This window comes from Colwellia sp. MB3u-4 (assembly GCF_014077065.1).
GTDB lineage: Bacteria > Pseudomonadota > Gammaproteobacteria > Enterobacterales > Alteromonadaceae > Cognaticolwellia.
Genome location: NZ_JACGVE010000088.1, coordinates 293,686 through 307,587, shown reverse-complemented (window position 1 = coordinate 307,587; position 13,902 = coordinate 293,686). Strand labels below are relative to the sequence as shown.

General features: G+C 38.8%; 7 protein-coding genes. 2 read left to right on the top strand and 5 right to left on the bottom strand.

Annotation, left to right across the window (positions count from 1 at the left end; all coding sequences use genetic code 11):
* Positions 1-57: 57 nt before the first annotated feature.
* A complete protein-coding gene (locus H4J61_RS15515) occupies positions 58-1,248 on the bottom strand; it encodes a hypothetical protein (RefSeq protein WP_220461286.1) in 1,191 nt (396 codons plus the stop codon).
* Between the two features lie 336 nt (positions 1,249-1,584).
* Between H4J61_RS15515 and asnB the strand changes: the two genes are divergently transcribed.
* Both asnB and H4J61_RS15505 read left to right on the top strand, forming a co-directional pair.
* Positions 1,585-3,249: an asparagine synthase B gene (gene asnB / locus H4J61_RS15510; protein WP_182137805.1), complete on the top strand. Its 1,665-nt coding sequence runs from the start codon at positions 1,585-1,587 to the stop codon at positions 3,247-3,249.
* A 185-nt stretch (positions 3,250-3,434) separates the two neighbouring features.
* A complete protein-coding gene (locus H4J61_RS15505) occupies positions 3,435-4,196 on the top strand; it encodes a hypothetical protein (protein WP_182137804.1) in 762 nt (253 codons plus the stop codon).
* 141 nt (positions 4,197-4,337) lie between these two features.
* Here H4J61_RS15505 and pyrD read toward each other — a convergent pair whose 3' ends face one another.
* From pyrD to H4J61_RS15485, 4 genes are all read right to left on the bottom strand, one after another.
* On the bottom strand, positions 4,338-5,351 hold the full coding sequence (pyrD, locus tag H4J61_RS15500) for a quinone-dependent dihydroorotate dehydrogenase (protein ID WP_182185990.1): 1,014 nt from the start codon (positions 5,349-5,351) through the stop codon (positions 4,338-4,340).
* A gap of 113 nt (positions 5,352-5,464) precedes the next feature.
* The gene (locus H4J61_RS15495) at positions 5,465-10,306 is read right to left on the bottom strand and encodes an NAD-glutamate dehydrogenase (RefSeq protein WP_182185987.1); all 4,842 of its coding nucleotides are present in this window, start codon (positions 10,304-10,306) and stop codon (positions 5,465-5,467) included.
* 258 nt (positions 10,307-10,564) lie between these two features.
* Entirely contained in the window at positions 10,565-12,883 is a 2,319-nt protein-coding gene (locus H4J61_RS15490) for an RND family transporter (protein WP_182185985.1), read from the bottom strand.
* Between the two features lie 5 nt (positions 12,884-12,888).
* Positions 12,889-13,893 carry a YCF48-related protein gene (locus H4J61_RS15485; protein WP_259363376.1) on the bottom strand — a complete coding sequence of 335 codons (1,005 nt, stop codon included), beginning with the start codon at positions 13,891-13,893 and terminating at the stop codon, positions 12,889-12,891.
* Positions 13,894-13,902: the final 9 nt, after the last annotated feature.

The window sequence follows — 13,902 nt, the reverse complement described above, 5'->3', positions numbered from 1 at the left end:
ATCAGTGGTTGGTCATATTAATGCGTTTATAATATTAACGCGTTTATAACTAAACGATTATAAACCGGCGACACCTTGAGTAATAATGTTTTTCGTTTGCTTAACAATATCCATCAATGCTTGTTGATTGAAGGCTTTAATTTTCGGGGTATGGATATGACCTACCGGTAAAGTTGAATAATATTGGTCACGTAATAAGATACTACGATAAGATATTTCATTAGAAAGGTAACCACCACCTGAGCCGCTAACCGAAGTTTGCTTAACAATATCTGCCAGTGATTGGCCCTTAAATGTACCACCTAATAAAGTCGATATGGTGCGATTGTCGTTAACTTGATATTTACCTGCACCCTTTAACATTGCCAATATAGGTAAGCTAAATTCGACAAATTCAGGTCCCTGCAAAGCGGCGGTTTTAAACTTGGGTATTAATGGCTTATTTTTCGTAGCACCTGTCAATATATTAAGGTTATCAGGCGCGTTAGCGCTGCGTCTTAACGCCGGGTAACGCTCTAAATCAAAATTCTCTCTGCCCATGCTTACGGTTAATACCATATCAACAGATTTATTGGCGATATAAGGGCTGAGTAATTCTTCTATCATGCCTTGGTCAAAATCTGCAAAACGTACTGGCACAATTAACACTTCAATTTCCGCACTTTGCCCTTCAATGCTGACCACTAAATCATCCAAGGCGAGTGCAACTACTCCCGATGGATTACTTTGATCGATATGTCTATCTAGAAAAAAGGGATCAAAACCAGTAAGCAGTATTTTTTTATCGGCTTTTTTATCAAACTTAACATCCAGTTGACCACGAGATAATAACTCCAGTGTCCATAACAACTTGCGTTGTTGATTAGGAAACAAGGTCGTAAATGCTTTGGTAGAGCGTAACGCTTTGCTCATTTGTAAGCGCGCCCAATATAACGGCCGATCGTCGTAGTCGTTCAATTGGTTAAATGACTTTTTCGCCTCTAACCATAGCCCTTTACCGTGACGAATAGTTAATTGTGTTAACACGGTATAGCTAGTTGCTCGGTTTAGTTGACTAGCAAATTTTTCAGCTTGTGCGCTTAATCTTGTCGAAACATCTGGCATTGCTTTAAGCGCGTTATCAAGACGTAATTCTTCAACCGTTAATGCAGCGTAGTTAATTTCTTGGCTACTAATAGATAAACTTAGACCAAACGAGATGGCGACAACAAAGATCTTTAGGGTTATTTTATTTACAGTTTTTAACATTTATTGCTCTTACTTATGATTGAAATTAAAATAAAACGGCTAATTTATCTATACTTATCATTGATATATTAATGCATCTACTTTTTTAACACGAGCGATTAATGTTACACAAAAAACCGCTTTTACACCTTATTGTGTCATTAGAGTAAAAATACTATTGATTGTTTATCAAATACTGTAAGGTGTCACACAACAGCAATATTGCTGAACGATAAGTTTCTGTAAACACTATCATGTTTACCTAGAGATAATATCGCATAATACGCTTGAATAAACTTGTTAGAGCGCATTCACCACACAATTTGTCATTAATAAATATAAAGGGGTAGCACTTCAATGTGTTCGATATTTTGTATATTAGATATTAAAACGGGTGCAGACGCACTTCGTCCAAAAGCTTTAGAATATTCTCGCTTACTTCGTCATCGTGGTCCAGATTGGTCTGGTATCTACAACAATGACCACGCAATTTTAGTGCACGAACGTCTGTCAATTGTTGACACTGAACATGGCGCTCAACCATTATATAACAGTGACAAATCAAAAGTTTTAGCGGTCAATGGTGAGATTTATAATCATAAAGCATTAGCCAGCCAACATACGCCTGACTATGATTTTCAAACCGCCTCGGATTGTGAAATTATCATTCCAATGTTTGAAAAATTTGGCACTGACTTTGTCGATAAGCTTCAAGGTATGTTTGCCTTTTGTCTATATAACGAGCAAGACAATAGTTATCTAATTGCCCGTGATCACATGGGAATTATTCCACTTTATACCGGTTATGACGCTGAAGGTAACTTCTATGTTGCCTCAGAAATGAAAGCGTTAATGCCAATTTGTAAAACGGTAGCAGAGTTCCCTCCAGGTCATATTTTAGATAGCAGAGTCGGTAAAGTTGAAAGATATTACCAACGCAACTGGCAAAAATATTCAGCGATAAAAGATAACAACACCAGTAAAGAAAAAATACGCGAAGCATTAGAAGAATCAGTTAAAAGCCATTTGATGACTGACGTACCTTACGGCGTATTACTTTCTGGCGGTTTAGACTCATCATTAATTTCTGCCATTACGCAAAAATTTGCCGCTAGACGTATCGAAGAAAATGATTTGTCTGAAGCATGGTGGCCTAAAGTGCATTCTTTTGCCTGCGGCTTAGCTGGCTCGCCAGATTTAATTGCCGCTAAAACCGTTGCTGAGAGCATAGGTACAATACACCATAGTATTATATTTACCGAACAAGAAGGTATCGACGCACTTAAAGAAGTGATCTATCACTTAGAAACTTATGATGTAACCACGATTCGTGCCTCTACACCTATGTATTTAATGGCGAGAAAAATAAAAGCCATGGGCATTAAAATGGTACTTTCTGGTGAAGGTGCTGATGAAATATTTGGTGGTTATTTATATTTCCACAAAGCGCCAAATGCGGAAGAGTTTCATAACGAATTGTTGCGCAAGCTTGATAAATTACATATGTTTGATTGTCTACGTGCGAATAAATCTATGTCAGCGTGGGGCATTGAAGCACGCGTACCCTTCTTAGATAAAAACTTTATGGATGTTGCCATGCGCATTAATCCAGAAGATAAAATGTGCGGTAATGGCAAGATGGAGAAAGCTATTTTACGCTCATCTTTTGAAGGTTACTTGCCAAAAGAGATCTTATGGCGTCAAAAAGAGCAATTTTCTGATGGTGTGGGTTATTCTTGGATTGATGGTCTAAAGCAACATGTTGAAGCACAAGTTAGCGACCAACAACTAGCGAGCGCAGAATTTAAGTTCCCCGTGAATACACCCGATACTAAAGAAGCTTATTTTTATCGTTGTATTTTCGAAGAAAACTTTCCGCTAGCATCCGCAGCAGATTGTGTACCTGGCGGAAAATCAGTCGCTTGTAGTACACCAGAAGCGTTAGCTTGGGATGAAAGTTTCGCTAACATGGCCGATCCTTCAGGACGTGCTGTGCAAAGTGTGCATAATGACAGTTATTAGTCTTAGCTAACTAAGAAATTTTAAGCCTAAAATTAAAAACCGACTATTAAAGTCGGTTTTTTTGTACAATATTTACTAAATATTATACAGTTACTCTCAACTTATACTCTTAACTTAGTATATGGCCAAATAAATCAATTCATTAATCCAATGGGTATTACAGCCATTGTTAGTAGGAAGCTATCTTGTCAAACCGTGTAGAACCTGAAATTCCAACGATTAATATCGATCAAGATCAAGTTAAGATGGCTCGTGAACCTGTAGCTAAAGCACACAAGTCAGAGCAAGTGAACTCTGCAACTAATACACCCAAAACATTAACTGCAGCGCAAACATTATTAATCTTAATACCTTATTTTGCTCTAGCGGGTACTGGCTGGTATTTTTATCAACAGCAAGTGAGTGTAAACAATACCTTAGCGTCGAGCTCTGCGCGAATTCAACAGCTAGAAAACCAACTCTCAGCTACCGGTGAAGAAATCGGTGAGTCAACCATTGCTTTAAAGGTTAAGTTAGAAGCGGTTAGTGAAAAAACAGAATTATTATTATCTGAAATGGATAAACTCTGGGCTTCAGCTTGGCGGAGAAATCAAGAAGAAATTAAAGCCTTAAATTCAAAAAGTATCAACATGGCTCAACAGCAAGATAAAAACACCGGTTCAGTTAGCCAGCAAAATAACGCACTTAATGATTTAAAAGATAAGATTACCGCCACCGAGTTTTCAATTAATGCTGTTTCTGAGCAAATGGTTACTGCCAGTAGCTTAAAAGAGCAATTTAAAAAACTATCTACACAGCTCAATACCTTAGATGCCAATGCAAAAAGTCGTGATAAGCAGCAAATGTTTACCGCCACTAGTATCAATCAGTTTGATACTAGCCTGCAATTACTCGTAGAGCGAATGGAACGTTTAGAGGCTATATTAGCGAGTAAGTCTGGACCCTAAATTTAACTCACCCTATATAAGTGGGCATTGAATTATAAGTGGAGATTGAACCACAAAAAAGGCCATCAACTGAAATCAGTTGATGGCCTTTTTATATTTTTTGCTTTTGCAATAAATTTGCTCGCGTAAGGCTGAGAAATTTTACTTCAGTGTTTGCACGATTTCTTTTATCAATTCTGGCCCTTGATATATAAAGCCAGTATAGACTTGGACTAACTTTGCCCCTGCCGCAAATTTTTCTTGAGCGTCTGCGCCCGACGCTATACCGCCAACACCAATAATCGGCAGCTTGTTATCAAGTGCTTTTGCTAGTAATTGAATAACTTCAGTACTTTTTTCTTTTACCGGTGCGCCACTTAATCCGCCCTGTTCATTACCAAAGGGTAAATGTGACACTTTATCACGTGCTAAGGTGGTATTTGTGGCAATTACGCCATCAATATTGTTGGCAATTAAGCACTCGGCAATAGACTTTATTTCTTCGGCATTTAAATCTGGCGCTATTTTTACCGCAACAGGCACGTACTTACCATATTGCTCTGCTAACGCAGTTTGTTCAGCTTTTAATGCTGATAGTAGTTCATTAAGTGCATCGCCATATTGTAGCGAGCGTAAACCTGGGGTATTAGGTGATGATATATTAACCGCAATGTAAGTAGCATAGTCATAAACTTTACGCATACAGTGAATATAATCATCTTTAGCATTTTCATCTGGCGTATCTTTATTTTTACCAATATTAATACCCAAAACACCGCGGTACTTAGCTTTAATTACTTGGTCAACGAGATAATCAACACCTTTATTATTAAAACCCATGCGGTTAATAATAGCGTTTGCTTCTGGTAATCTGAAAATTCGTGGCTTGTCATTACCTGGTTGAGGTCGTGGCGTTACTGTTCCCACTTCAACAAAGCCAAAACCTAAAGCTTCAAAGGCTTTAATGCACTCGCCATTTTTATCTAACCCTGCCGCTAAACCGACTGGATTAGGAAACTTAATGCCCATAACCTCTACCGGTTTATTGGCTATGGTTTGCTTATAAAGTAAATTAAGCGGCGAAGCGCCTGTTGCTTTAAAGCCTTTAATCGTTAATTCGTGAATTGCTTCTGCATCGAATTTAAAAAACACTTTACGAATAGCTGAGTAAAACATAATACCTCTTTAATTATATATAATACTAAATTGCCATGCGAGAAACTAACATCAATCGCTAAACATAAACTTGATGACAAAAAAATCCCCGCTCATGGCGGGGATCTTAACACTTATTTCACGGGGTCGCAGTTCAAACTTAACAACATTAATTCTCGCAACGCAACTGAGAACTTGGCAAACTCATGAGTTTGCCCAACTCTAAAGTTAGCCAAAATATGCTGCCAGCGCTCAAGTGGTTGGGCATTATCTACAAACCATTTATCCAACATGGCGTCAATATCGGTCGAGTTTTTATTACCACTTAATATCACCGAAGTTAATGAACGTTGTTGCCAATCAAGTTCTTCTCTAAATGACGACCTTGCCAGCGCTTGCCAGTGGTTCGATACCGGTTGCGTGGTAATTTGATCTAAGAACCAATGTAAGTCTAATCTGGCACCCAGTTTAAAGTAAAGATCGGTCGCTAATTCAGTTGGCACGGCTTCAGATTTTGCAATTTCTGCAATATCCATTACCGAGAACAAGGTGCTCAGTAATGAAATTCTTAATGCCACAGACTCAGGCGCCCCAGCTTTAATCAAATCATTTTCTACGCGTTTAATTTGCGCTGCTTCATCTTCAATCATATAACTAGTAATATTGCTTGAAAGTTTAGCAAATGTGGCATGATAAAATTCAATTGATTGAGCGATGTTCATTGACTTAGAGCGATGACGAAGGAACCAACGTGTCGCACGGCGTACGGTTCTGCGTAACTGAAATAGCATTTCTGTTTGGATAGAGGTAGAAATTTTATTATCTAAATCACTGATCTGCGTCCAAATGTCTGATAACTCAAACACCGCACTCGCCATACTATAGCAATTAGCAATTTCAGACGTTGTTGCCCCAGTTTCTTCTTTCATACGGTGAACAAAATTAAAGCCCATATCGTTACCAATATTATTGGCTAACTTAGTCGCTATAATTTCAGCTCGTAGGGGATGATCTTGCATTTGCGCACTGTAATTATCTTGCAGCTTTTTTGGAAAGGCTTTAATGAGTAAGCTTTGGTGAAATTCGTTGTCGCTAATCTCAGGACAAACCAGCTCTTCTTTTAGTACCATTTTACTATAGGCAAGTAAAACGGAAAGCTCAGGGCGTGTTAACCCTTTACCTAAAGATAAACGCTCGGCAATTTCTTCATCACTTGGAATAAATTCTAACGCTCTAACTAATTTACCCGAACGCTCTAACTCAGTAATAAATTGTGCTTGTTCTTTCAGCTGCTTAACACCACGTAACTCTGTGATTGACAAAGAGTGAGTTTGGCGATAGCAATCATCTATCACGATATCACCCACTTCTTCGGTCATGTCAGCAAGAATTTTATTACGCTGCTTAACCGTTAAGTCACCATTTTGAACTAAACCATTGAGTAATATTTTGATGTTAACTTCGTTATCTGAGCAATCAACGCCACCGGCATTATCAACAAAATCAGCATTAAGACGACCGCCTTTAGCGGCAAATTCAATTCGACCTAACTGCGTTAAGCCTAAATTACCGCCTTCACCTACTACTTTCGCTTCTAGATCTTGGCCATTGATGCGTAATGAGTCGTTAGCACGGTCACCCACTTCTAGGTGAGATTCTTTTGAGCCTTTAACGTAAGTACCAATGCCACCATTCCATAACAAATCAACCTTCATTTTTAATAAAGCTTGAATTAAGTCATTAGGTGCCATGGTTTGCTTTTGCGTACCAATCATTTTCTTAATTTGCGGCGTCAACTTTATTGACTTAGCAGAGCGATTGAATAATCCCCCTCCTTCCGAAACCAGTGACATATCAAAATCTTCCCATGAACAACCTGGAAGATTAAATAAACGCTCACGCTCAACATAAGTAGTCGCTGCATCTGGCGTTGGGTCAATAAAGATATGTAAGTGGTTAAATGCGACTTGTAGTCGGATGTGTTTTGATAATAACATGCCATTACCAAAAACATCACCAGCCATATCGCCAATACCAACGACAGTAAAATCAGTAGTTTGACAATCAATATCCATTTCTCGAAAGTGACGTTTAACTGATTCCCATGCACCTTTAGCGGTTATTCCCATGCCTTTATGGTCGTAGCCAACACTGCCACCTGAGGCAAACGCGTCGCCTAACCAAAAATTAAATTCATCAGAAATACTATTGGCAATATCCGAAAATGTAGCGGTACCTTTATCAGCGGCAACAACTAAATAAGGGTCATCTTCATCGTGACGCACAACATTTAATGGCGGGACTATTTCACCGTTAATAATATTGTCGGTAATATCAAGTAAACCACGAATGAAGGTACGATAGCACTCTTTACCCGCTTCAAAAATTTCATTTCTGTTACCGCTTGGTAGTTGCTTACAAACAAAACCACCTTTTGCACCCACAGGGACAATAACGGTATTTTTAACTTGTTGGGCTTTCACCAAACCTAGTACTTCAGTGCGGAAATCTTCGCGACGGTCAGACCAACGTAAACCACCACGAGCAACTTTACCACCGCGTAAGTGCACACCTTCTACTTGCGGAGAGTAAACAAATATTTCAAATTTAGGTAAAGGCAAAGGTACGTCGGTAATTAGCGCTGGTAAAATCTTGAATGAAATATAAGACTTCTCACCCGTAACAGGATGTGGCTGAAAATAGTTAGTACGAATAGTGGCATTAATCATCTCAACAAAGCGGCGAATAATACGGTCATCATCTAAGCTAGCAACACTGTCTAGAGAGGACTCTATGCTAGTGTGCACCTTCTCTATCAATTTCTCATTTAACTTTTTAGCTGGTGAGAAGCGTAAGTTAAACAGTCTAATTAATAACTTGGCAATACTCGGATAACGAGCAAAAGTATTTTCAGTGTAATTTTGGCTAAAGGTACCACCAATTTGACGCTCATATTTAGCATAGGCACGGATAATTGATACTTCACGACCGCCTAATTCAGCGCCTAAGATTAAACGGTTAAATCCGTCGTCTTCTAACTGCCCTGACCACACTTTTGCAAAAGCGTCTTGGAATAAGCTTTGAACAATCTCTAAGTTGAACTTACCTTTGCCCGTAAGTAACATTGAGAAGTCTAAAATCCAATAGACTTCACCGCTTTCTGATTTTACGGCATACGGACTTTCGCCGATAACACGTAAACCAAAGTTTTCCAACATAGGTAGAACATCAGATAAATGTAATGGCTCACCCGAATGGAATAACTTTAATTTTACAGAGCGGCTGTTAGCGTCTTCTTCTTGTGGTTGATAAAACAACATTTCAAGTTTGTTATCAGCAGATAAAGCTTCAAACTTTTCAATATCGACAATAGCTGTGCCCGGTAAAACTTCATCTTTATAGGCTTGTGGGAAGCTAGTATATTTTCTACTTAACGCTTTGCCTTTGGCTTCGCCTTTATGCGAGTTTAATGAATCAGCTAAATTATCATCCCAACTGCGTGCAGCATGGTTTAAATTCTTTTCAATTTCTTTCACATTAATGTCTGCTTTTGTCGAGTTAACTCTAACGATATAGTGCGTACGAGCTTGTGCGGACTCTGAGAAGTAAGTGGTGAATTCTACTTCTTCATTGCTACCTAATGCTTCTTGTAACAATTTTTGAGTATTAACACGTAGTGCCGTGTTGTAACGCTCGCGTGGTACATAAACCATACAAGAGTAAAAGCGGTTGAAGGCATCACGGCGCATAAACAAGCCTGAATAATCACGCTCTTGCATTTGAAATATACCGATGACATTTTTCAATAATTCAGCGGGTGAACTTTGTAAAATCTCATCTCTTGGGTAAGTTTCAAGTATGTTGATTAATGCTTTATAAGCATGGGTGCCTTGAGCAAAACCGGAATTGTTACATGTAGCCAAAACTTTAGATTTGATTAACGGTAAATCTAAAGCGCTATTGGTATAATAAGCCGAACCAAATAAGCCAACAAAGCGCTCTTCACCAATAACATTGCCTTTATTGTCAAAACGTTTCACACCAATATAGTCAAGATGAGCGGGACGATGTACGCGCGACTTAGCATTGGTTTTTGTTAAAACAAGTAAGTTATTGCCTAACGCTATTTCTCGGGCTGATTCGCTCAGCTCAGACATCAGGCGCTCTTTGCTGCCGCCATACTGGTTCATTAAGCCTAAACTCGTGCTAATATCAGCCGAAAGCGCTATGTCGCCTTCTAATGTCTTCACTTGGTAAGCGCGATAACCTAATAAGGTAAAGTTATCGGCTAACATCCATTCTAAAAGGCTCACGCTATCGCGGTGCTCTTCTTTAGAACAAGGTAAAACAGCCTGTTTAACTTCCTCAATAACACTACGCAGACGTGCCTGCATAGGTTGCCAATCGTTTACTGTCACCGCAATATCACTGACCACTGAATGTAATTCTTTGGCGATATTTTCTAATACTTTAGCGTCAATTTGACGATCAATTTCGATAAAAAATACTGTTTCAACAGACGTTGACTTAAATGATTGGTCGACAGAGGAAGAAAGTTTAATGATATTTTTGCTTTTGCCACGAATAATTTTTATTGGCGAATTTAGCATTAAATGTGGTGTTAGGTTTAATCGACTTAAGGCAATACGCACAGAGTCGACTAAAAATGGCATATCACGGACAATTATTTCGATAATGGTATGGCTAGATTTCCAACCGTTTTTTGAAACCTGTGGATTAAAAACTTTAATCACTGGCTTATCATCTTGAGAATCGTTCAACGTATTCCACAGACTTAGCGTGGCACCGTACATGTCACTATCATTTCTATGATCTAAATCTAACGTGGAAATGTTTTTATAAAGCAACTCAGAAAATTGATTTACAAGGGGAGCTGTTGCCGATGGAACTTTTTTTTGTATTAACTCTGCTACGTTCGAGAGTATCACTGAAGGTAAACCGTCTACTAACGTCATGCCTTTTCCCTTTTTGGATAAAACGCTTAAAAAAATTATTATTTTTAGTCTGTCTTAGACTACAAATTATAACAGCGATCTTATTAATAAACATAGGGAAATGCGAGGACTATTTTAGATGCATTACTTTAAAAACTGTACATTTATCTGTCTCTGATACTGACATTTTCTATTTATTCATTAGTTATAAATAGAAAATGACCTTTCGGTCATTTTCTTGTTTATTTATGCATAATTATTTTTTAAATTAATTAGCATTTATTTTCGTTGTGGCCATAAAAATGCCGCTATAGCTGGTAATACCAGTACGGCAGCAATCATATTAACTAAAAACATAAAGGTTAATAGTATTCCCATATCAACTTGAAATTTTAAATCAGAGAAAAACCAGGTTGAAACACCTATGGCTAAAGTCACTCCGGTGATTAGTACCGCACTGCCTCGCTCTTTAAGCGCGTCAAAATAAGCACTTTGAACCGTAGCACCATTGCGCAGCTTAACACTCATAGTAGAGAGGATATAAATACCGTAATCAACACCTATACCTACGCCTAAGGCGATAACGGGTAACGTTGATACCGTTAAGCCAATATCAAGTGCTGTCATCAACCATTGTGCAAGCGTTGATACGACGTAAAGTGGCACAACGACAGCGATTGTTGCTCTTAAACTTCTAAAGCTTAACAAACATAAAATAATCACCGCTCCATAAACATAAAGCATCATAGGGATCTGGGCAGCTTCTACCGCTTCATTAGTCGCCGCCATTACGCCAACAGGACCAGAGGCAAGTTTAAACGATAAATTATCATTACCTAGTTCGCTAGCTGCAAGTTTTGCCGCATCAACCACACGATTAATTGTTTCGGCTTTATGATCTGTTAAAAACAAAATCACCGGCATGGCGCTACAATCGCTATTGAGTAAACCACTAGAGGATGGCACGCGTGCAATTGATTGCACCAAGGTTTGTGTATTACGAGATAGCACACGCCATTTCGGATTACCTTCGTTGTAGCCCGCATTCACAATTTTTGCGATGGACGCTAAACTTACCGCTGACTGCACGCCTGGAATGTTTTCCATGCGCCACTGAAATCTATCAATAGTGTTCATATGATTATAGTAAGTACAAGCGTCTGCCGTGGTTTCAACAATCACTGACATATAATCGACACTAATGGCATATTTATCGGTAATTAAAAAGGTATCTTGGTTATAACGTGACTTTTCATGCAGTGAGGGTGCACCGGCATGTAACTCCCCTATCTTCATATTTTGGGCTTCTTGGTAACCCACAATATAAAGTACAGCCGTACAAGCTAGTATAATCAACGCGACCTTACGTGTCGCAAATAACGACATAAAGTGCCATATACCATCGATCGCAGAACCCTCTTTAGCTTGCTGATTTTCTTTACTTTTTGGCACATGCATGTAAGAAACTAACAGCGGTAACAAGACCAAATTAGTTAAAATAATCATGGCGACACCCAGTGACGCAGTAATGGCAAGCTCGCGAATAATGCCAATATCAATGGATAACAACGTCATAAAGCCCACAGTATCTGACAACAGTGCGATACCACCTGGCACTAATAGCACACGGAAACTCAGTTGCGCCGCTTCTTTGCTAGTTTTTCCCGTATTAACCAATTTAGAAACAGAGTTAATCATTTGCACACCATGACTAACCCCGATTGCAAAGACTAAAAAGGGCACCAAAATCGACATAGGGTCTAAGCCAAACCCGAGCGTTGATAACATACCTAGTTGCCATACAACGGCAATCAATGAACATGAAATAGGTAAAATAGTTAAAGCAATTGAGCGACAAAACCAAAATACCATTAACGTTGTAATAGCGATGGCAATAGCAAAAAAGGTTACAACCCCTTTTGCTCCTTGTGCAACATCACCCACCATTTTGGTAAAGCCAATAATATGAATTGAGATATTGTCTTTTTCAAACTTACCCCGAATTTCATCTTCCAATTGACCAGCAAGTACAATGCTATCTAACTTCTCACCCGTATTTGGATCAATTTCCATTAACGAGGCTTTCACCATAGAACAACTGTAATCATCAGCAACAATACTACCAACAATGCCCGCTTTTTCTATATTACCTTTTACAATAGCTAAACCCGCGGCATCTGATTGAAAACTGGCAGGTATTACTGGCCCACCGGCAAAACCATCTTCAACGATTTCAACAAATCGTGTACTAGGTGAAAATAAAGATTTCACCTGAATTCTGTCAACACCCGGTATAAAAAATAGCTGGTCATGTACGCCTTTTAAGGCGGTAAAAAACTCAGAATTAAAAATATCCCCACTGCTATCACACACTGAAATCAATACGTTATTTGCACCACCAAAATTCTCCCTATGCTCGAGATAGGTTTTCATATAAGTGTGGTTAAGTGGGATATGCTTGGTGAAGGCTGCATCAAGCTTAATTTGTGTTGCTTGAAACAACAAAAATATACTGGTCAGAGCAAAAAATACCAGTACGGCTAATCGACGACGAAAAAGTGTTGCTTCGACAACATTAATAATAGAGTTAAATTTCATGACAGTTACTTAGTTACGTTAATGGTTTTGATACCAACATCAGAGACGGCGATAATTTTATTTTCATACCAAACCCCCGCTATAAGTGCTTTACCATCTTTTTGAAGATGTTTGGTAAATGTAGCACCATCATCACGACTTTCTAATAAGACGCCGTTATTACCCAAGATAAAAACCCGTTGATCGTCACTAAGCACAATAGCACTTAACAAGGCGGTAACGTCGCTATCAATTGCTTGCCATGGCGTACCATTACGTAAACTACGAAAGATATGACCTCGTAAACCCACAACCAGTAAGTTGCCTTCCTGTGTGCGTTTTATATCGTAAAATGAACCTGGATATATCTCATCAAGTTTTTCCCAACTCGCGCCAAAATCATTACTTTTTGCAATTAAACCCATTTCACCCGCTAAATATAACGTACGACCATCGGCAACAACGCGATTAAAATGCGGTAATATACTGCTTTGCACATCTAAATACGCTTCTTCATCTTGTAGTTTTAATTCGGCTAAATACGTTTGGTCCTCTGGGTAAAGCAATTCATTATGATGCTCTATAACCCAATGCTCGCCACCGTCATTTGTACGATAAAACAAACCATAGGAGCCAATAGCAATACCGTTATCTTTATCTAAAAACAACACATCCAACAAGGGCTTTTCTACTTGTGGTAGATGCTGTTGTATTTGCCAAGAAAGACCACCATCTTTTGACGATAATATAGTGGCGTCATGGCCGACCGCCCAACCGTTGTCTTCATCGGTAAAATAAACCGCGGTTAATGTTACTTGTACAGGCACTTGTGCTTGCTGCCATTGCACACCATCTGTTGAAAGTAAAATGTGACCACGCTCACCAACAACCACTAATTTTGATTGATTAATTACCGTAATATCAAGCAAGAGTGATTTACTCGCCAGTGGAGCAATTACCGAGTCGAGTGTTTGCGCATTAATAATAGGGATAGTAAGAAAACTGAGTAAAATAACGAGAAGACGCATCATTAACTATAT

Bases quoted from the DNA above. Each gene is read 5' to 3' on its own strand.
- H4J61_RS15515 (WP_220461286.1), bottom strand. From the start codon at position 1,248: ATGTTAAAAACTGTAAATAAAATAACCCTAAAGATCTTTGTTGTCGCC.
- asnB (WP_182137805.1), top strand. From the start codon at position 1,585: ATGTGTTCGATATTTTGTATATTAGATATTAAAACGGGTGCAGACGCA.
- pyrD (WP_182185990.1), bottom strand. From the start codon at position 5,351: ATGTTTTACTCAGCTATTCGTAAAGTGTTTTTTAAATTCGATGCAGAA.
- H4J61_RS15495 (WP_182185987.1), bottom strand. From the start codon at position 10,306: ATGACGTTAGTAGACGGTTTACCTTCAGTGATACTCTCGAACGTAGCA.
- H4J61_RS15490 (WP_182185985.1), bottom strand. From the start codon at position 12,883: ATGAAATTTAACTCTATTATTAATGTTGTCGAAGCAACACTTTTTCGT.
- H4J61_RS15485 (WP_259363376.1), bottom strand. From the start codon at position 13,893: ATGATGCGTCTTCTCGTTATTTTACTCAGTTTTCTTACTATCCCTATT.